Origin of the sequence: Olleya sp. UBA1516 (genome assembly GCF_002323495.1) — a bacterium.
In the GTDB taxonomy this organism is placed as follows: domain Bacteria; phylum Bacteroidota; class Bacteroidia; order Flavobacteriales; family Flavobacteriaceae; genus Olleya.
In genome coordinates this window covers 67,426-88,857 of record NZ_DCQO01000018.1, presented here as the reverse complement: position 1 = coordinate 88,857, position 21,432 = coordinate 67,426, and the positions used below count along the sequence as shown (strand labels likewise).

21 protein-coding genes are annotated in these 21,432 nt (G+C 30.9%); 17 read left to right on the top strand and 4 right to left on the bottom strand.

The window, feature by feature from the left end; genetic code table 11:
* Positions 1-287: 287 nt before the first annotated feature.
* Positions 288-701 (top strand): hypothetical protein, encoded by a 414-nt coding sequence (locus B2989_RS11830; RefSeq protein ID WP_292948621.1) that lies wholly within the window; start codon positions 288-290, stop codon positions 699-701.
* A 21-nt stretch (positions 702-722) separates the two neighbouring features.
* Here B2989_RS11830 and mqo read toward each other — a convergent pair whose 3' ends face one another.
* Together mqo and B2989_RS11820 are read right to left on the bottom strand one after the other, a co-directional pair.
* Positions 723-2,210, bottom strand: coding sequence for a malate dehydrogenase (quinone) (gene mqo / locus B2989_RS11825; RefSeq protein ID WP_292948619.1), 1,488 nt, complete (start codon positions 2,208-2,210; stop codon positions 723-725).
* A gap of 107 nt (positions 2,211-2,317) precedes the next feature.
* On the bottom strand, positions 2,318-2,935 hold the full coding sequence (locus tag B2989_RS11820) for an OmpW/AlkL family protein (RefSeq protein ID WP_292948617.1): 618 nt from the start codon (positions 2,933-2,935) through the stop codon (positions 2,318-2,320).
* A 179-nt stretch (positions 2,936-3,114) separates the two neighbouring features.
* On the opposite strand from B2989_RS11820, the gene deoC reads away from it, so the two are divergent.
* The 9 genes from deoC (at position 3,115) to B2989_RS11775 (ending at position 11,398) form a co-directional block, all read left to right on the top strand.
* Positions 3,115-3,786 carry a deoxyribose-phosphate aldolase gene (gene deoC, locus B2989_RS11815; protein WP_292948615.1) on the top strand — a complete coding sequence of 224 codons (672 nt, stop codon included), beginning with the start codon at positions 3,115-3,117 and terminating at the stop codon, positions 3,784-3,786.
* Positions 3,787-3,822: 36 nt separating this feature from the next.
* Positions 3,823-4,521 (top strand): purine-nucleoside phosphorylase, encoded by a 699-nt coding sequence (gene deoD / locus B2989_RS11810; protein WP_292948613.1) that lies wholly within the window; start codon positions 3,823-3,825, stop codon positions 4,519-4,521.
* 10 nt (positions 4,522-4,531) lie between these two features.
* Positions 4,532-5,038 (top strand): GNAT family N-acetyltransferase, encoded by a 507-nt coding sequence (locus B2989_RS11805; protein WP_292948612.1) that lies wholly within the window; start codon positions 4,532-4,534, stop codon positions 5,036-5,038.
* Between the two features lie 34 nt (positions 5,039-5,072).
* Positions 5,073-5,531, top strand: a complete 459-nt coding sequence (gene smpB / locus B2989_RS11800; RefSeq protein WP_292948610.1) for an SsrA-binding protein SmpB — start codon at positions 5,073-5,075, stop codon at positions 5,529-5,531.
* A 205-nt stretch (positions 5,532-5,736) separates the two neighbouring features.
* Entirely contained in the window at positions 5,737-8,205 is a 2,469-nt protein-coding gene (locus tag B2989_RS11795; protein WP_292948608.1) for a DUF5686 and carboxypeptidase regulatory-like domain-containing protein, read from the top strand.
* A 122-nt stretch (positions 8,206-8,327) separates the two neighbouring features.
* On the top strand, positions 8,328-9,278 hold the full coding sequence (locus B2989_RS11790) for an SDR family oxidoreductase (protein WP_292948606.1): 951 nt from the start codon (positions 8,328-8,330) through the stop codon (positions 9,276-9,278).
* A gap of 9 nt (positions 9,279-9,287) precedes the next feature.
* The gene (locus B2989_RS11785) at positions 9,288-9,899 is read left to right on the top strand and encodes a hypothetical protein (protein WP_292948604.1); all 612 of its coding nucleotides are present in this window, start codon (positions 9,288-9,290) and stop codon (positions 9,897-9,899) included.
* Positions 9,900-9,966: 67 nt separating this feature from the next.
* Complete coding sequence (locus tag B2989_RS11780) at positions 9,967-10,878, top strand: helix-turn-helix domain-containing protein (protein WP_292948602.1); 912 nt, start codon at positions 9,967-9,969, stop codon at positions 10,876-10,878.
* A gap of 4 nt (positions 10,879-10,882) precedes the next feature.
* The gene (locus tag B2989_RS11775) at positions 10,883-11,398 is read left to right on the top strand and encodes a hypothetical protein (RefSeq protein WP_292948600.1); all 516 of its coding nucleotides are present in this window, start codon (positions 10,883-10,885) and stop codon (positions 11,396-11,398) included.
* Between the two features lie 50 nt (positions 11,399-11,448).
* Here the strand turns inward: B2989_RS11775 and B2989_RS11770 are convergent, their stop codons facing one another.
* Positions 11,449-12,072: a LysE family translocator gene (locus B2989_RS11770; RefSeq protein ID WP_292948598.1), complete on the bottom strand. Its 624-nt coding sequence runs from the start codon at positions 12,070-12,072 to the stop codon at positions 11,449-11,451.
* 239 nt (positions 12,073-12,311) lie between these two features.
* On the opposite strand from B2989_RS11770, the gene B2989_RS11765 reads away from it, so the two are divergent.
* Entirely contained in the window at positions 12,312-13,244 is a 933-nt protein-coding gene (locus B2989_RS11765; RefSeq protein ID WP_292948596.1) for a helix-turn-helix domain-containing protein, read from the top strand.
* Positions 13,245-13,259: 15 nt separating this feature from the next.
* On the opposite strand, the gene B2989_RS11760 is transcribed toward B2989_RS11765, so the two are convergent.
* On the bottom strand, positions 13,260-13,901 hold the full coding sequence (locus tag B2989_RS11760) for a protein-L-isoaspartate(D-aspartate) O-methyltransferase (protein WP_145001983.1): 642 nt from the start codon (positions 13,899-13,901) through the stop codon (positions 13,260-13,262).
* A gap of 159 nt (positions 13,902-14,060) precedes the next feature.
* Here B2989_RS11760 and B2989_RS11755 point away from each other — a divergent pair, with 159 nt between their 5' ends.
* From B2989_RS11755 to B2989_RS11730, 6 genes are all read left to right on the top strand, one after another.
* Positions 14,061-15,020, top strand: a complete 960-nt coding sequence (locus B2989_RS11755; RefSeq protein WP_292948640.1) for a Gfo/Idh/MocA family protein — start codon at positions 14,061-14,063, stop codon at positions 15,018-15,020.
* A 158-nt stretch (positions 15,021-15,178) separates the two neighbouring features.
* Positions 15,179-16,066, top strand: coding sequence for a 3-hydroxybutyryl-CoA dehydrogenase (locus B2989_RS11750; protein ID WP_292948593.1), 888 nt, complete (start codon positions 15,179-15,181; stop codon positions 16,064-16,066).
* Positions 16,067-16,178: 112 nt separating this feature from the next.
* A complete protein-coding gene (locus B2989_RS11745; protein ID WP_292948591.1) occupies positions 16,179-17,417 on the top strand; it encodes a DUF1015 domain-containing protein in 1,239 nt (412 codons plus the stop codon).
* 17 nt (positions 17,418-17,434) lie between these two features.
* Positions 17,435-18,094 (top strand): YggS family pyridoxal phosphate-dependent enzyme, encoded by a 660-nt coding sequence (locus B2989_RS11740; RefSeq protein ID WP_292948589.1) that lies wholly within the window; start codon positions 17,435-17,437, stop codon positions 18,092-18,094.
* A gap of 12 nt (positions 18,095-18,106) precedes the next feature.
* Positions 18,107-19,468 (top strand): exonuclease domain-containing protein, encoded by a 1,362-nt coding sequence (locus B2989_RS11735; RefSeq protein WP_292948638.1) that lies wholly within the window; start codon positions 18,107-18,109, stop codon positions 19,466-19,468.
* The gene (locus B2989_RS11730; RefSeq protein ID WP_292948587.1) at positions 19,468-21,426 is read left to right on the top strand and encodes a DUF3857 domain-containing protein; all 1,959 of its coding nucleotides are present in this window, start codon (positions 19,468-19,470) and stop codon (positions 21,424-21,426) included. The genes B2989_RS11735 and B2989_RS11730 overlap by 1 nt, the downstream gene beginning before the upstream one ends.
* The last annotated feature ends 6 nt before the right edge of the window (positions 21,427-21,432 follow it).

Here is a 21,432-nt window from a genome sequence, read left to right as displayed (position 1 = left end):
ATAAGTTTTATTTACAACGCTATATCAACTCTAACAACTAGCAGTTAGACTTTTAAGCTTTACTAGCCTATTTAAAGGCTTTGTAGAGAATAAATAAGTATCTCTAAAGACTATTAAAAAACATTAAAATTAAGACCTTCTGTAGATAATTGCATATCAAATAGCTACGTAGTTTTTAAAGTTAAAAACAGCTATAATACTTCCGGAATTTAATTTTAAATTTTAAAAGCCCCTTTTTTATTATTATCTTGAAAACATTGAACTATTAACCAAAACTATAAAACAACATGGGTCTATTCCATTTTTACGATATTGGAAATACAGAAATTTACGTTTTTGATGATTTTATGATAAAACAAGTAAAAGAAGGTGTTTTTATAGACAAACAAGATGTTAGGCAATTAGTAGAAATAATTGACAAACATTTTAAATCTAAAAAATTTGGATTTATTTCTAATCGTGTAAACTCTTATACAATTAACCCCTTAACTTATTCCGAAGCTAATAAAATAGATAATTTAATTGTCTTTGCTGTTATAACAAATGACGCTAAAATGCGTGAAACCTCTGAATTTGAAAATAAATTTCATAATAAACCGTTTAGTGTTTTTGAAAATTTAAGCGATGCTATAGTCTGGATTAATGACGCACTTAAACAAAACAACAATCAAACCAATAGCACTTCCTTAAAAGAAAAATAATACTTGTACTTAACTACAGTATTACAATTTTAGTGCTTTTTTACTTTTTTCTAATTGCGCTTTAAACAACGTTTCTGTAACCTCAGCATTATAAAAAGGAATCATTTTATCCATAACAGCTTTACCTTCTTTAGAATGTAATAGTTCTGGAAAAGCTTTTTCTAAAACCTGTAACATTACTGACGTTGCTGTAGATGCTCCAGGAGAAGCACCAAGCAAACAAGTAATACTTCCATCTTTACTACTTACTACCTCTGTACCAAATTGTAAAACACCACCTTCAAATTCGTCCTTTTTAATAATCTGTACACGTTGTCCTGCTACTAAAATTTCCCAATCATCACTATTAGCATCTTTAACAAATTTGCGCAATTCCTTCATACGGTCTTCATGAGAGGAAGTCACTTGCTCTATCAAATATTTAGTTAAAGGCAAATTATGCCAAAACGCACCTAATAAAGGCGAAATATTATCAAATTTGACAGATTTAAACAAATCAAAATTAGAACCTTCTTTTAAAAATTTGGGACTAAAACCCGCAAAAGGACCAAAAAGCAATTCGCGTTTTCCGTTAATATAACGCGTATCTAAATGCGGTGTAGACATTGGTGGATCACCAAGTCCCGCCTTACTATATACTTTAGCATTATGTTGTTTTATAATGTCTTCATTTTTGCAAACCAACCATTCGCCACTAATAGGAAAACCGCCATAACCTTCTTTTTCTTCAATTTCTACTTTTTGCAATAAAAGAAGACTTCCTCCTCCTGCTCCAATAAAAACATGTTTAGATTCTAGATTATATTTTTTATTAGTTTCAAGATTTTCCATCTCGACAGTCCAATCAATATCTGGACTTGGATCAATATCTTTAACTTCCATATTGCAATATACAGGCGTATCAAATTTGGTTTCTAAAATATTGAATAATGTTTTTGTTAACGTCCCATAATTAACCTCTGTACCTCTGTCAATTCTGGACGCAGCCATAACCTCATCTTCATCTCTGTTATCCATAATTAACGGAAACCAGTCTTTCATTTTACTTTTATCCTTTGTAAACTGGATCGTATCAAACATAAAATGATGTTTCATTGTATTAAAACGCTGCTCTAAATACGCAGCATTTTCTTCACCTAAAACCCAACTATGGTGTGGTACTGCTGCAATAAAACTATCAGGATTGTCTATTAAACCAAGCTCGGCTAAATAGCTCCAAAACTGTTTAGACTCTTCAAACTGTTGGCAAATTTTTATGGCTTTATCAATAACTACTTTCCCATCTTCCTCAGGACAATAATTAAGTTCGCAGAGTGCAGAATGTCCTGTACCTGCATTATTCCAAGCAGCAGAACTTTCTTGAGCCACCTCACTAAGACGCTCGACAATCAACACTTTTAAATCCGGTTTTAAAATCTTGGACATTAATGCCAAAGTAGCACTCATAATTCCGCCTCCAACACAAATTAAATCGTATTCCTGTGTACTGTCTAGTTTAGCTTTGCTCATTCCAAATTATATTTTTTTTTAAATATAAATAAGTCAAACGAGAAAATAAGTTTGAAACAAAAAAAGACTACAAATTGTAGTCTTTTTTTATATAGTGTATTCTTAAATTAAAGCTTTACACCAATCCCTAGACCAATAATTAAAGGGTTAATATCCACCTCTACAGGTATTACAGCCTCACCTGCATTTACCGTCACATCTGTACTAAGTAATAATTGTTTAACGTCTAAATTTAAAAACCATTTATCGTTTAAATTATAGTCAATTCCTGCTTGAAATGAAAAGCCTACCGAGTTTTCATAATCCATACCCACAACATCTCCAGCATCTTCTCCATAAAAAATAGTATAGTTTACACCTGCTCCAACGTAAGGTTTAAAATCTCCTGAATAAAAATGATATTGCACATTTAAAGTTGGAGGTAATAACCAAACATGACCTAAATCCAAACCTTCAACCTCAACCTCATGTTTAGTGGTTGCCAAAATAAGCTCTGCAGCCCAATGCTTGGTAAAAAAATAAGTAAAGTCAACCTCTGGAATTACAGTTGTAGAAATATCAACATCTGCGCCTTCAAGATTATCTCCAGGAGAAGGGATTACAGCTGCTACTCTAAAACGAGCTTGCCAAGTATTAAAATCAGAATCGTTAGAAGGTGCATCTTGCGCTTGTACACTAAATGATAATAGTAATAGTAACACAAAGGGTATAATTATTTTTTTCATAATAAATTAAATTAGTTGTTTTTGTATACTGCAAATTTAAGTGAGACTTAAAACACAAAAGCTGACTTATGTCATTGTTTAAGTAAGTTTATTTATCGTTTTTGCAGCATGTAGTTTGATAAAATGCTTTAACTTTTTTAATCAAAAAACAACTAACTTTATATCTTAATATTTTTTAGATGAAACCATTAAGTAAATACATAGATCACACCATTTTAAAAGCAACTGCAACTAAAGCAGATATTATACAATTGTGTCAAGAAGCAATACAACACCAATTTTTCTCTGTTTGTGTCAATAGCTGTTATGTTAGTTTGGCTAAAGCCGAATTAAAAGATAGCGATGTTAAAGTGTGTAGTGTTATTGGTTTTCCTTTGGGAGCCATGAGTACTATTGCTAAAGTTGAAGAAACTAAACAAGCTTTAAAAGATGGTGCAGATGAGATTGATATGGTTTTAAATATTGGTTTACTTAAAAGTAAAGCTTTTGAGGCTGTATTTGAAGATATTGAGGCTGTAAAAAAAGTGATGCCAAACAATACATTAAAAGTAATTTTAGAAACTTGTTATCTTGATAACCAAGAAATAAGTGAAGCTAGTAAATTAGCCATTAAGGCTAAAGCCGAATTTATAAAAACCTCAACAGGTTTTGGTACTTCTGGTGCTACTATTGAAGCTATAACTATAATGAAAGAAGCCATTAATAATGGTATTACAAAAATAAAAGCTTCTGGAGGTATTAGAGACACTGACACTGCATTACAATACATAAATCTAGGTGTTGACCGTATTGGAACGTCCAACGGAATTGCAATTGTGACAGGCAAGGCATCAGGAGATAAAAGTTATTAAATACTAGGCTATTCATTTCAACTAAATAGAAAAAACATGAGTATACATATTGGAGCCCAAAAAGGCGATGTTGCAGAAACTATTTTATTACCAGGAGACCCTTTACGTGCTAAATGGATTGCCACAACATTTTTTGAAAACCCTGTTTGCTTTAACGAAGTTAGAGGTATGCTAGGTTACACTGGTACGTATCAAGGTAAACGTGTCTCTGTAATGGGAACAGGAATGGGTGTACCAAGTATATCTATTTATGCTCATGAGTTGATTACACAATTTGGCGTAAAAAACCTGATTCGTGTTGGTAGTGCTGGATCATACCAAAAACACATCAAAATTAGAGATGTCGTATTAGCTATGGCTGCCTCATCAAACTCTGGTGTAAACGAGCTTAGATTTGGAGGAGCGGATTACGCACCTACAGCTAGTTTTGAATTGTTTCAAAAAGCAGTAGAAGCTGCTAAAAATAAAAATATTACTATTAAAGCTGGTAATGTTTTTACTTCAGATGAGTTTTATGCAGACGATTTTGAGTCCTATAAAAAATGGAGTAAATTTGGTGTACTTTGTGTCGAGATGGAAACTGCTGGTTTATATACCGTAGCTGCCAAACACAATGTTAATGCTTTAACTATTTGTACCATATCAGACTCATTAGTTACTGGAGAAAAAACAACTAGTAAAGAACGTGAAACTACTTTTATAGACATGATAGATATTGCTTTGGAGTTAGCTTAAAACTAATCTATTGAAATTAAATTTAAAACCCATTACACTAGCCAACCACGAGGTGTTATTGCAGTTAATGCAACGTATTTATCCTCCTGCTTACAAACACTTATGGATAAACAATGATTGTAATTGGTACATAAACTCGCAATATAATTTAAAGCAACTAACCAAAGAGTTACAAGATCTAAACGCCAATTATTATTTTGTAGAATACAATAACAAAACCATTGGCATTTTAAGATTAGTGCATCAAAAACCATTAAGAACCACAAAACTACATCGCTTATATTTAGACCAAGCGTATCAAGGTTTAGGTTTAGGCCAACAATTAATGCAATTAAGCTATGACATAGCAACAGATAATCTATCCAAATCCATTTGGTTAGAAGCTATGGACACACAATTACAGGCGTTACACTTTTATAAAAAATGTGGTTTTAAAATCGTGGACTCTTATGCATTAGATTTTGATTTAATTTTAGATCAATTTAGAGGGATGCATAAAATGACTAAACAATTATAATTACTTTAACTTCTATTTTATTAGCTTTGCACTAATGCAAAAAAAGATAAACATACTTAACAAAAAGGCTAAATTTCAATATGAAATTTTAGACAAATACACTGCTGGAATTGTTTTATCCGGAACAGAGATTAAATCCATTAGAAACAGTCAAGCGTCTATTGCCGAATCTTTTTGCGAGTTTAATGAGCAAGGCGAATTGTTTGTTATTAACATGCATATCCAGGAATATGCATTTGGTAACTATTATAACCATAGACCAAAAGCAGAACGTAAATTGTTACTTAACAAACGTGAACTTAAAAAATTATTAAAAGAGGTAAACACCTCTGGTTTAACAATCATTCCGTTACGTCTATTTTTAAACGAAAAAGGGTTAGCCAAATTAGATATTGCTTTAGCTAAAGGAAAAAAACTTTATGATAAACGCGAAACGCTTAAGGATAGAGATAATAAACGTGATTTAGATCGTATTAAAAAATCTTTCAACTAAACATTAGTTTTACCTATGCTGCTTCCGTTTTATGCTTTAGTTTCGACTAAAACCAAAATAGCAGACCTTTCTTTTTTTATTTTTCTTCAAGAAAAACTTTATAATTTTTATAACAATATTCAATTTCAATAAGTTATATGTTTGAGGCTAGGCAACCTTTTTATAAAAATGTGCGTCTATACTATTAAACAACCAACTTAAAAAAATGAAATATTCTTTACTTACACTATTTACTTTAGTTAGCAGTTTTGCTTTTGCACAAATTACAGGTACTGTAACATCCAACCAAAACGATCCACTGCCTGTAGTCAATATTTTTATTGAAAACACGTACACTGGTACTACAACCAATAATGATGGTAATTACATATTGGAACTTTCAAAAACGGGAGAGTATACCATTACCTTTCAATACTTAGGTTATAAGACTATAAAAAAACAAGTTAACGTTACCAAGTTTCCGTTTGTGCTTGATGTTGTATTAGTAGAAGAAGACATTAACTTAGATGAGGTTGTAATAAATTCGGATGAAAATCCAGCAAATGCAATTATCAGACAGACTATTGCTAAACGTAAAGAAAATCTAAATAAACTTAAATCGTTTAAAGCCGAGTTTTACTCAAGAGGTTTACTAAAAATGGTCGATGTCCCAGAAAAAATTATGGGTCAAGAGGTTGGTGATTTGGATGGTGCATTAGACTCCACCAGAACTGGTATTGTCTATTTATCTGAGACAATATCCAAACTAGAATACCAATCTCCTAAACCTATTAAAGAAACTATTGTAGCTTCTAAAATTAGTGGAGACAGCAATGGTTTTAGTTTTAATAATGCAACTGACGTCGAATTTAATTTTTATCAAAACACCTTTGAGTTAGGTAGCGAGATTGTATCTCCTATTGCTGACTTTGCCTTTAACTATTACAAATACAAACTAGTCGGTACGTTTTACGACGACTTAGGCAACCTTATTAATAAAATTGAATTACTTCCTAAACGTAAAAATGATAAAGCATTTGGAGGCTTTATATACATCGTAGAAGACCAATGGAGTTTGTTTGGTACAGACGTTACACTAACTGGACAACAAGCGCAAATACCAGCTGTGGACCTATTTAAAATTAAACAAACCTTTACCTATTACGACCAAGAAAAACAATGGGTTAAAACCACTCAATTATTTGATTTTGAGTTTGGAATATTTGGCTTTAATGGTGATGGTCGTTTTACAGCTGCTTATAGTGATTATGATTTTAACCCTAATTTTGATAAAAAGAATTTTACAAGAGAAGTACTTTCGTTTCAAGATAATGCCAATAAAAAAGACTCATTATATTGGGATACCAAAAGACCTGTCCCTTTAACTACTGTTGAGGCTAATGACTATGTTAGAAGGGATAGCATACAATTAATCAGAGAATCAAAAACCTATTTAGACTCTGTTGACCAAGTTGACAACAAGTTTAAAATTAGTGATATTTTAGGTGGTTATAGTTATCGTGACTCGTATAACAAAACGTATTTTAATATCTCCTCTCCTATTACTAAACTAGGTTTTAACACAGTACAAGGCTGGAATGGATCATTAACCGCAAGCTATACTAAGCGTTTTAAAGACGATAGTCCAGAGTATTTTAATATGTCATCTACTATTAATTATGGCGAGTCTGAGGACAGATTAAGAGCTACAGGAATTATTAATTACAGATTTGATAAAAAAAACAGAGCATTTGTGTCCTTATCAGGAGGTAGTAAAGTGGAACAATTTAATCCTAACCTAACTAGTTTAGATTTCTTAAACACATCATATTCCCTTTGGGCCGAAAAAAATTATCTAAAAATCTACGATCGTAATTTTGCACAATTAAATTATAGTCAAGAGTTGCTAAACGGTTTACATGTGTACTCTGACCTAAGTTATAATGATCGTAAACCATTATTTAACACTACAGATCAAACTTGGCAACCTCAAGATAACAGAGACTACACTAGTAACAATCCATTAGATCCAACTGCAAATGGTGTAGCATCTTTTGATGCGCACAATATCATGAAGTTTAATCTTAATACACGTATTAACTTTGGACAAAATTACATGAGTTACCCATTTGGAAAATACAACCTTCCTAATAGTAAAATCCCGACCTTATATCTAGGTTACGAAAAAGGTTTTGGAAGTAGTAACGCTGATTATAATTTTGATCAATTTAAAGCTCAAATTTACCAAAGCTTAAACCTAGGTAACAAAGGTGATTTAACTTACTTAGCAAAAGGAGGAATATTTAATAATGCAGACGATATTGCTTTTGTAGACTACCACCATTTTAATGGTAATCAAACCAATACGGTTATAGACGGTAATTACATAAATGCCTTTAAAATACTACCATATTACGCTTTAAGTACTAATAAGGCTTACGCCGAATTTCATGCAGAACACAACTTTAAGGGTTACATCTTAAACAAAATTCCGTTACTAAATAAGCTTAATTTTAATTTGGTAGCTGGATTTAATGCAGCAGCAACTAAAGAAAACAAACCTTATACTGAATACTCGCTTGGATTAAGCAATTTAGGTTGGGGTAAAATGCGTTTTTTACGTGTAGATTATGTGCGTGCTTACCAAGGAAGCGGTTTGGTTAACGATACGTTTATGTTTGGATTTAGTTTTTAAGTGATTAGCAATTTTTAATAAAAAATCGCAATACAAAAAAGTATACAACTTTAGAAAAACTGTGTAAGTCCTTTTTCCATCTCCAAATTACCTTTGTCTTATAAATTTAAAAGATAAACACAATGGAAAAAAATCAATTTGGAAAAAAGGGATGGACACCAGATAGAGTTAATAGCTTAAAAGGTAAAACGTATGTAATAACTGGTACCACAAGCGGTACAGGCTTTGAAGCTGCTAAAATATTATTATCAAAAGGCGCTAAAGTAGTAATGCTTAACCGTAATAATAAAAAAGCCAATAATACTATTGCCTTATTAAAGATAGAACTTGGTAATACTATTGATGCTTCTAATATTCAAATGGATTTAGCTGAACTAGCATCTGTTAAAAAAGCAGCTTTAGAAGTCAATCAAACCATATCTCATATTGATGCATTAATCTGTAATGCTGCAATTGCCCAAGTCCCTAAACAAACACTTACTGTTGATGGTTTTGAAAGCCAATTAGGTGTAAACCATTATGGTAATTTTTTATTACAAGGTTTACTTTTTCCTCTTATTGAAAAATCAAATGGACGTATAGTTACTGTTGGTAGTGAAGGTTATAAAATGGGAATTAAAACCATTAAATTTGATGACATGAATTGGGATAAAAACTATAATCCTAATACGGTTTACAGCCAGAGTAAGTTAGCTCAAATCATGTCTGTTTATGAGTTACAAGATAGACTTAAAAGTGCAGGTAAAACAAATGTAAAAGTGTATGCTTGTCATCCTGGTGCTTCTAGAACCTCATTAATTAAAACTAGTGGTAGCTTAATGACTAGGTTTATTTGGCAATTAATGAAACTATCTCCTTTTGTACAATCTGCAGAAAAAGGAGCGTATCCAGAATTAATGTGTGCTACAGAACCTAACCTTGATCAAAAGGGGTTTTATGGACCTACAGGCAGAAATTATTGGACTGGACCTGTTGGAGAATGTAAACTAGAACCTCATGCCAAAGATAAAACTGTAATGGAAAAACTTTGGAAAGTGTCAGAACAAGCAGTAAACTTTAACTGGAAGTTATAAACATATATTATGAAACATATTAAATACCTAAGTATAGTAGTAGTCTTATTAATAACTAGTAATGCTTTTTCTCAAACTAGAAATTGGACAGAAAAAACCTTAAAAGACGGAAAAACTACAGTAAAATATGAACTAGTAAAGGAAGATGAAGGGACTCACTTTTATTATATAGCTCAAACGACTGCAAACATAACTTTAGATAAATTAGATACTTATTTTTCTAACACCGAAAATCACAAACTATTTTTAGAAAGAACACCTATTACTAAACAAATAAAAAAAACTTCTGACAACCAATGGATAGCGTATTACTATTTTAATGCGCCTTGGCCTCTTTCCGACAGTGATTTAGTAATTAAAATCACGCGTTATAAAGAAAACAACAAACTTAAATTTGTTTCAACAGCTACCACCAGCGACTATAAAACTAAGGATGTTGAAAGAATGAAAACCTATAAAGTAATCTACGAATTCGAAAAAATTGATGAATCAACAACTAAGATCACTTATAATGCAGATTATATACCTGTGGGATCAATTCCTAATTTTTTAATAAAAACATGGTTTCCAAAAGGTCCTGCTAATATTGTTATTAATTTAGGAGCTGCAAAACAACAGTAATATTTGATTAAAAATCAGTAATTTTAAACGACAACTTAAGTATTTTAAAAGTAATACGCCATTAAAAATGAAACACTTTAAAACACTATCCTCTTATTTAAACTATCTAGAATTACCTAGTCCAGAGCATCCTATGCTTAGCATATTCACTTCCAAAGGAGACGGTTTTTTACCGTGTCCCAGAGAAAGCTCTCCTCCTATCACTACAGATTGTTATTCAATAAGTTTAAAAAAATTCGTGAAAGGAAATCTTAATTATGGACGCACTAAATACGATTTTACAAATGGAGCTTTAATTTTTATAGCGCCAAAACAAGTGCTACAATGGGATAATAGTGTCGTATTTGAACAGAAAGGCTTTAGTATTAATTTACACGAAGATTTTTTAAAAGGAACAGAATTAGCACATCAAATAAAAAAATATGGATTCTTTTCTTATTCTGCTAACGAAGCATTACACCTCTCTCCAAAAGAAGAAAAACAAATTGAAGCTTTAGTTGAAAGTATTGAAATAGAATACCAAAACAATCAAGATGAATTTAGTAAAGACATAATCATTTCGCAACTAAGTACACTTTTAAAATATGCCAATCGGTTTTACGAAAGACAATTTTTAAACAGAAAAGAACTATCTAATAGCTTATTAGAACAGTTTAACATACAACTAACGGACTATTTTGAATCAGGACTTTTACAAGAAAATGGTATACCAAGTATAGAAAATATTGCGACTAAAATGTCAGTATCTAAACGCTATTTAAGTGATACACTTAAAATTGAAACTGGTAAAACTACAACGGAACATTTACAGTTATATTTAATAGATCAAGCTAAAAATATTTTATTAAAACCTAACAAAAGCATCTCTGAAGTGGCATATGAATTAGGTTTTGAATATCCTCAATATTTTTCAAGATTATTTAAAAAGAAAGAAGGTATTAGTCCTACCGAATACCGCGAATTATATAAAATGAATTAATAGTATGGATATTTTAAAAACAGCAACAGATTGGGCAAAAGCCGAACTTTTTTCAACACCTTTTTTTGTAGTATTTGGGCTTCTATTTTTAGCAGCAAGTATCGGGTTTTGGCAATTAGGAAAAACAGATATAGCAAGAGCTTACATTATACCTACACTAGTAGCAGGACTTTTATTAACAGTCATTGGATTAGGTTTATTTTTTACAAACAAATCAAGAATCTCAGCATTTGAAACTGCCTACAATACAAATGCTTCAGCTTTTGTAAAATCAGAAATTGATCGTACCGAAAGTACTTTAAAAGAATATCAAACAATAGTCTTTAAAGCCATTCCTGTTATTATTATTGTAGCTGCATTATTAATCCTACTTATTAGAAGTCCAACTTGGCGTGCAATTAGTATTACTACTATTGCAATGCTAATAGTAATTTTAATAATTGATGGTTCAGCACATGCAAGAATAAAAGGTTATAACAATCAATTACAGCTATACGTAAAACAACATAATGTTAAATAGTTTAGTTAACTATATCTTTATGTTTGGATTTAGTTTTTAATATAGGCATACTACTTACTAAACAAATAGATGACGTTTCCAATACCAACAATACCAGTTAAACAACCTAAAATAAAATCCATTTTAGAAGCAATGTAAGTTAGTTTATGTTCAATATTTTTAGCAACAATTGCATAAATCGTGTATAAAGTAAAAGATCCAATGGTAGAACCGATTGAAAAATAAAAAGCATTAAATACAGTGTATTCAAAGTATTTAAAACCAATTAACAACGAAATAAATGTAAAGTAAAACGGTATAGCCATCATATTTAATGAAGACATTAATATACCGTAAAAATAGGATTTAGATTTAGGGATTTCTTTCTCACTAACTTCCTTTTTAGGAGAAAAATAAAGTCTAAAAAAATTAATAGACAACAAAAACAGAATACCTGTTCCTATTTTTTGAATTAAGGTTATATATTCAGAATTTTTCATTAAAATATTAGCCAAATAAGCGCCTAAATTGGCTTGAAAAAACAAAACTGTAGCATAACCAGCTATTAGATAAAATGTCGATTTTTTACCGTTTTTTAAGCTATACTTTACTACCGTTAAATTTAGAAAACTAGGTGTAATACTTCCTAATGCAGCAATACAAAAACCTAATAGTAAGTAAATAAAAAATGTCATAATTTATTAATGTTTATAAGCAAACAAAGAAACAACATGTGTGGCTTATTATTAGTAGCTATTAACATTTTTTAAGTATTATCTTAACTTTCAAAAAAATAAATAGCTTTTGTTTTTTACAGTATTGACTAAAATAGAGAACTTGACTTTCTAATTTATTTAATTAACTTCGTTTAACTTTGAATATGAGACATTGAAATGTAATTATATTCGGTATTTTGTTTTAAAATAGTTAAGATATGAGTAAAAGTTTTTTTGATAAGGATGACTATACATTTTCAGATTTAGAAAATTTAATTAATGACCAAATTGAAGAATCCATAAATCTAGATTATAAATCTGCTCGATCATTAGACAAAGCAGATGGTAAAAAAAGAGAATTAGCAAAAGATATAAGTGCCTTTTCAAACTCAGATGGAGGGATAATAATTTATGGTATAGAAGAAGAAAACCATAAACCAACAATATTTTCTTTTGTTGATGGTTCAATACTCACAAAAGAATGGCTTGAAAATATTATTGATGGCAACATTCAACCAAGAATACAAGGCATTAAGATAACACCTATTAGAATTGAAAATGACTTAAAAAAAACCGTATACATAGTTAAAATTCCTGAGAGCGAAAATGCACCACACATGAGCACTGATAAAAAGTACTATCGTAGATATAACTTTAAATCAGTTCCAATGGAGGAATATGAGGTTAGAAACTTATATAATCGGAGTTCATCTGCCGAAATTGACTTTGAATCTGTTTGGTCAAAACATTTGGACGAAATTACTGAAGATGGTATACTTAAAATTCGTAAAGAAATATTCATATACGTAAGAAACATTAGTCAATCACTTGAAAAACATTGTAAAATCGAAGCTTCATTCAAGAATATAAATGGACTTGGTGTTGGGTTCAGTTATTATAGAGATTCCAACGTGGGACAAAGATTTTCAAAAGAAAAGAACGTAGTAATCACTGCTTATAATGAATCCCCAATCTTTCCTGACGAAGAGTATCCAATTTTACGATTTGAATTAAAAGTTGACAAGAATCATATAGATGAATTTAAAAAACAAGCTAAGTTGGAAATTACTCTTTTTGATTCATCTACGACAAAATCCTATGATCATGATTTAGATAATTTAATGGAAATGCAAACCTACAACAATTTATAAAACCCAATTAATCTACTAATTCTTATCCTCTAAAAGCGGAACAAATCTAAACTCGCCAAACTCTGTTTTCTCAAAATCCTTTGGACCTTTTCTAACAAAAAGCGTCATAGTTTGTACTTTATCTCCAACAGGAATTACTAAACGTCCTCCAATTTCTAATTGTGCTAGTAAAGGGTTAGGCACAAAAGGTGCTCCTGCAGTTACAATAATACTGCTAAAAGGTGCTTCGGTTTTTAAACCTTTATAACCATCTCCAAAAATTAGTTTTTTTGCTCTATAGCCTAATTTTGGCAAAAAACGACTCGTAATTTTAAACAACTCTTGTTGTCTTTCAATGCTATATACTTTAGCACCAAGTTCGCAAAGCACAGCAGTCTGATAGCCACTACCTGTACCAATCTCTAACACTTTATCACCTCGTTTAACTTGCATTAATTCGGTTTGAAAAGCTACAGTATAAGGCTGAGAAATGGTTTGATCTGCTGCAATAGGAAATGCCTTATCCTGATACGCATGATCTAAAAAACTAGAATCCATAAACAAATGTCTTGGTATTCTGCCAATTGCAGCCAAAACTGCGGTATTAGTAATTCCTTTGTCCTTCAAAACAGCTACTAGTTGCTGTCGTAAGCCTTGATGTTTAAAAGTGTCTTTCAATGGTAATGGATAGTTTAGAGCATAAAATTACTTCAAAAATATAACCCTGAAAAGGTTTTCATTCAATTTATAATTTTGTCTTAAATCCTGCATATAATTATCAAATTGATATTAAATAGTGTACAAAAAAACTTATTTTTGTTGAAAACAGAACAAACTATGCTAAAAGCTGGTGTATTAGGTGCTGGTCACCTTGGAAAAATTCATCTTAGATTATTAAATCAATCAGATAAATACCAATTAGTAGGATTTTACGATGCTGATGCGGACAACGCTAAAAAAGTAGAAGCCGAATTTGGTTACAAATATTTTGATACCATTGAAGCCTTAATTGATGCTGTAGATGTTGTAGATATTGTAACGCCTACCCTATCGCATTACGATTGTGCTAAGCAAGCTATATCTAAAGGTAAACATATATTTATTGAAAAACCAATAACCAATACAGTTCATGAAGCCGAAAGTATTAGAGCTTTAGTTGCAGAAAATGGTGTAAAAGGTCAAGTAGGTCATGTCGAGCGTTTTAATCCTGCATTTATTGCAGTTAAAGACCAATTGGATAGTCCAATGTTTATTGAAGCGCATCGTTTAGCCGAGTTTAACCCTCGTGGAACTGATGTACCTGTGGTTTTAGATTTAATGATTCATGACATTGATGTTATTTTAAGTGTAGTTAAATCTAAAGTTAAAAATGTATCTGCAAGCGGAGTTTCAGTGATAAGTGATACACCTGATATTGCTAATGCACGTATCGAATTTGTTAATGGTTGTGTTGCCAATTTAACTGCCAGCCGAATTTCGCTGAAAAACATGCGTAAAACACGTTTTTTTCAACGTGATGCTTATATCTCTGTAGACTTTTTAGAGAAAAAATGTGAGGTTGTAAAAATGAAAGATGCACCAGAAACACCTGGTGATTTTGACATGGTTTTACAAAATGCAGAAGGTGTTAAAAAACAAATTTATTTTGATAACCCAGAAATAGCTGCAAACAACGCTATTTTAGACGAGTTAGAATCCTTTGCTGACGCCATAAACAATAATACAACTCCAATAGTAACCTTACACGATGGTACAGAAGCTTTACGTGTGGCCACTATGATTATAGATCAGTTTTAAAACCTTTTAAATTATGACCAATCAAAAAGATAAAAACAAAAAATCGTTGCTAAAATATATTGTAGATTTTTTTGTCAACGTGCTATTTGGTGGTAAGAAAAAAAAGTAAAACAATAATAAAAGCCCATAATTGTGGGACACAAAAACAATAAATTTTAATGAAAAACATAGCAGTTATAGGTGCAGGAACAATGGGTAATGGTATTGCACATACCTTTGCACAATCTGGATTTAAAGTACAATTAATAGATATTAGCGAAGCGTCATTAAAACGCGGAATGGATACCATCTCTAAAAATTTAGATCGCATGGTCGCTAAAGAAAAAATATCTGAAGCAGATAAAGCTGAAACTTTAAGTAATATTAGCACTTTTACTAATATTGAAGAAGGTGTTGAATATGCAAGCCTAGTTGTAGAAGCTGCTACAGAAAACTTAGATTTAAAACTAAAAATATTTAAGCAATTAGACCAAGCTTGTGGTGATGACACGATTTTAGCGACTAACACCTCTTCTATTTCCATCACACAAATTGGAGCTGTAACCTCTAGACCTGATATGGTTATTGGAATGCATTTTATGAATCCTGTACCAATCATGAAATTAGTCGAAATTATTCGTGGTTATAATACAAGTAATGAAGTGACTAATACTATCATGGAATTATCTAAGCAATTAGGTAAAATACCAACTGAAGTTAATGATTATCCTGGTTTTGTTGCCAACCGTATTTTAATGCCAATGATTAACGAGTCTATTGAGACGCTATACAATGGTGTTGCTGGTGTCCAAGAAATTGACACAGTAATGAAGTTAGGTATGGCACATCCAATGGGTCCTTTGCAACTAGCAGATTTTATTGGATTAGATGTATGTCTTTCTATTTTAAATGTCATGTACGATGGATTTAAAAACCCTAAATACGCACCATGTCCTTTATTAGTTAATATGGTTAATGCAGGAAAATTAGGTATTAAATCTGGTGAAGGTTTTTATGATTATTCTGAAAGCAGAAAGGCAGAAAAAGTATCTCAGCAATTTATATAATTAACAATAAAAGGCATATTTAGATTAACAGTTTTAACCTGCAATCTTATGCCTTTTATTTTTTTTAAAGTTTACCAACTGTCTAATCTTTCTTGATTTATTTGCAATAACAATGACTAAAATACTACCATTTAAAGCGGTTAGACCTACTAGAGATAAGGTTAGTTTAGTAGCCTCACGTTCTTATCAAAGTTATACGCAACCAGAAAGAGAAGCACGTTTAGACCATAATCCATTTTCGTTTTTACACATTGTAAATCCTGGTTACAAATATGATAAAGAAATCTCTGGAGAAGCACGCTATAAGTTAGTTAAAAACAGATATTCTGAATTTAAAGAAGATGGTGTATTTAAGCAAGATCAAAAACCTTGTTTTTACATTTACAAAATAGTAGATCGTGATTATCAAGTATTTAATGGTATAGTTGCAGCTGCTAGCGTAGACGATTATAACAATAATATTATTAAAAAACATGAGGATACTATCGCTTCTCGCGAAACCGTTTTTAAAGACTATTTAAAAACCGTTGGTTTTAATGCAGAACCTGTACTACTAACCTATCCTGATAATGATACAATCTCTAAAATTATAACCGAAAAACAAAAAGAGCGTGCCGAGTTTGAGTTTACAACAACATACAGAGACACGCACTATTTATGGTTAATTGAAGACGACACAGACATCCAAGCTATTACAACTAATTTTAGCAAAATGCCAACGTTGTACATTGCAGATGGACATCATAGGTCTGCCTCTTCACAATTACTTTGTGAGGATTTAAAAAACGAAAACAAAAATCATTCTGGTCAAGAAAGCTATAACTTTTTTATGAGTTATTTAATTTCGGAATCCGAATTACGCATACACGAGTTTAACCGTTTAGTAAAAGATTTAAATGGCTTAACTAAAGAAGAATTTTTAATTCAACTAGATACCGTTTATCGAATTGAAAACAGAGGATTAACACCTTACCAACCCTCAAAATCACATCACTTTAGTATGTATTTAGATGGCGAATTTTACTCGTTATACTTAAGAAAAACAGAATATACATTTGATACGTCTTTGGACGAATTAGATGCACAAGTACTTTTTAAAACCATATTACAGCCTATTTTAGGAATCACAGATTTACGCAACGATAATCGCATACATTACCTTAGTGGTAAAAAAGATATTGTGAATTTAAAAAGTAAGGTGGATAGTAAAGAATTTACTGTTGGTTTTGGTATGATTCCTGCAACAATTTCTCAGATGAAGCAAATTGCAGACGACGGATTAACAATGCCACCAAAAAGTACTTATATCGAGCCTAAAATTAGAAGTGGTGTTACTATTTACGAGTTTTAAGTAAAAAAATAAAGCAAATGTCAATTAAACAAAACCTAAATCAAATACAAGCTACACTTCCTAAACATGTAACTTTAGTTGCGGTTTCTAAAACAAAACCAGTTACTGATTTAATGGAAGCCTACAATGCTGGTCAACGTATTTTTGGAGAAAACAAAATCCAAGAAATGGCAGACAAACATCAAGAAATGCCAAAGGACATTAAATGGCATATGATTGGTCACGTACAAACTAATAAAGTAAAGTATATGGCTGAGTTTGTAGATTTAATACATGGTGTGGAGAGCTTTAAATTACTTAAAGAAATTAATAAACAAGCTAAAAAGCACGATAGAAGCATCGATTGTTTACTTCAAATTAAAATAGCATCGGAAGATTCTAAATTTGGAATGTCTATACCAGACGCAACTAGTTTACTTAAATCTGAAGAATTTTCAGCTTTAACTAATATTAATGTTATTGGCGTGATGGGAATGGCTACATTTACTAAAGACCAAAATCAGATTAAACAAGAATTTGATTTACTTAAAACTACCTTTGATTCGCTGCAAACAATACATCCTAGTTTAAAGACAATTAGTATGGGAATGAGTGGTGATTATCAATTAGCAATCGATTGTGGTAGCACAATGGTTAGAGTGGGAAGTAGTATATTTGGTGCTAGAAATTATAATTAAAAAACAAACTTTATTTACACAATAGTCGACATAGAAACCACTGGTGGTAAGTTTAATGAAGAAGGAATAACCGAAATTGCTATCTACAAATTTGATGGTCATGAGGTTGTAGACCAGTTTATAAGTTTAGTAAATCCAGAACGAGAGATTCAACCCTTTGTGGTTAATCTTACAGGTATAAATAGCAAAATGCTTAAAAATGCGCCTAAATTTTACGAGATAGCTAAGCGAATCGTTGAAATTACAGAAGACACTATTTTAGTGGCTCACAATGCGCAATTTGATTATCGTATCTTAAAAACCGAGTTTAAACGTCTTGGATTTCCTTTTAAAAGACAAACCCTTTGTACAGTTGAGTTGTCTAAAGATTTAATTCCTGATCAAAAATCTTACAGTTTAGGTAAACTAGTTAGATCATTGGGTATACCTGTAACAGATAGGCATCGTGCATCTGGAGATGCTTTAGCAACCGTTAAACTTTTTAAGCTATTACTTACTAAGGATACTAATAAAACAATTATTAAGGAATCTATTAAAAAAGAACCAAAATTCCAGATGGAGCCTAGGTTAATAGATATTATTGATAATTTAACCTCTGTTACTGGAGTTTACTACATGTATAAAGCAGATGGTGAGTTAATCTATATTGGAAAAAGTAAGAACATAAAAAATCGCGTTAATCAACATTTTACTGGTACTACACCAAAGTCCAAGAAAATGCAAACACAAGTAGCAGCTGTAAAATATGAAGCTACAGGAAGTGAATTAGTGGCGCTTTTAAAAGAAAGCGAAGAGATTAAGCGTAATAAACCTATATTAAATAGAGCTTTACGCAGAAGTATTTTTACACATGCACTATACAGTTTTATAGACGATAACGGTTATATTAATCTTACCATTGATAAAGCAGATGGTAGAAAACCTTGCATAACAACCTTTAGCACTAGACAAAGTGGACGTCATTTTTTAGAAAAAATGGTCGAACAATTTAATTTGTGTCAAAAACTATCAGGTATTTATAAAACCAAAACCAGTTGCTTCCATTATGAAGTAAAAACATGTGCAGGTGCATGCATACAAAAGGAATCTCCAGAGGATTATAATAAACGTGTACAAGAATTATTAGATAAATACAGCTACAAAAACAAAAACATGGTCATTATTGATCGTGGTCGAGAGGTGGATGAGCGTAGTGCCATTTTAATTCAGAATGGAATATTTAAAGGTTTTGGCTTTTATAATTTAAATTACCAAATTAATAATTTGGACATTCTAGAGTCTATCATTACTCCAATGGAGAATAATAGAGATCAACAACACATCATACAAAGTTACCTAAGAAAAAATAAACGCATAAAAATTATAGATTTATAATGAAAAAAATATTTCTTATTACGCTACTCTTTTCAAAATTTTTAGTCGCTCAAAGCCAATTTAATACTGAAAATTTAACGACGACAAGAGCTGATTTAGAATTAAATGAATTTAAACAAGACACCACTGCAAATGCCATAGTGCTTTATGAATATGGAGATGCCGAAATTCATAAAAAAACGTTCAACTTAGTTTTAGACTATAAGAAGAAAGTTAAAATTTTAAACCGTAACGGATTTGACCAAGCCAATATTGAGGTTTATTTATATAATTCTGATAGAAAATCAGAAAAAATCACAAACTTGGTTGCAACAACAACCAATATTGAAGATGGTAAAGTTACCCGAATTAACTTAGATCCTTCTCAAGTATTTGAAGAAAAGGTTAACGATAATTACACCATATTTAAATTTGTTTTACCTAATATAAAAGAAGGGTCAGTTATTACATATAGCTACACCTTTGAAAGCCCATTTTTATTCAATTTTAACTCATGGAAATTTCAAGAAGACATACCAAAGCTATACAGCGAGTACAATACTAGCATACCAGGAAACTACGATTATAATATAAAGCTTGTAGGAGAGCTTAAGTTAAGCGTCAATCAAAGTGATATAAAAAAATACTGTATCCAATTAGACAATGGTGCAAGTGCGGACTGTACTATAGGTAAGTATGTAATGAAAGACATACCTGCTTTTATAGAAGAAGATTACACGACTGCTTCTAAAAATTATATTTCTAGAATGGAATATGAATTAAAAGTAATAAAAGGCTTTGATGGCTCTGTACAAAACATTACCAAAACATGGGAAACTGCGGATGATGAACTTAAACAAAATGAAGATTTTGGAAAACAACTAAAAAAAGAAAGTCTAGTAAAAAAACTAATAGACCCAACCTTATTGGATCAAAAAAGTGATTTAGATAAAGCTAAATACATTTTTAATTATGTCAAAAATAATTATACTTGGAATGGCTATTATCGAATTTTTAAAGATGTGTCCATTAAAGATATTATTGAGGAAAAAACAGGTAATGTAGCCGAAATCAACCTACTTCTATATAACCTTTTAAAAAGACATGATATAGTAACCTATCCTGTTTTAATTTCTACAAGAGAAAACGGATTTATCACTACACTGTATCCTGTAATTTCAGAATTTAATTATGTGATTTTAAGAGCCGAAATTAATGGAAAATCTTATTTTTTAGATGCAACAGACCCTTTATTAGTCTTTGGACAAATTCCATTTAAATGTTTAAATGAGTATGGTCGCGAAATGGATTTTGACAATGATAGTCGTTGGATAGACCTAAACACTAATATCAATTCTACAACACAACATAAAGTTAATATCAAAATTAATGATGATAATACCTTTTCTGGAACATTAACAACAACAAAATTAGGATATGATGCTTTGGATGCGCGTCAATTGTACAAAAAAAACAATCTTAATAATTTAAAGTACTTCAGAGAAAAATATCCTGATTTAACTTTTGAAAATAGTCAAGTAGACACAAATAAAAACGATAAAGCAATATATACAGAGACCATATCAATATCAGGTCCATTAACTGTAATTGGCGACAAAATATACTTGGACCCTTTTATATTTAAGTTTTTTACAAAAAACCCTTTACAACTTAATACAAGGACATATCCTATTGATTTTGGATATAAAAACAACCTTATTTATTACATTCAAATTGACACAAATGATAAGTATAAAATTGCTGATAAGCCTCTAGATAAAACTATTGAATTATCAAATAACTCTGGTTTACTTAATTTTTTAACTCAACCAAAAAATGGTAACATTGATTTATCTTTTAGGATTAATTTTTACAATACAATTTACCCAACTAATTACTATACTGAACTAAAATCTTTTTTTAGCAACATTGTAAATATTCAAAATAACTCGGTTATAGTTTTAGAAAAAAATATCTAATGTTAA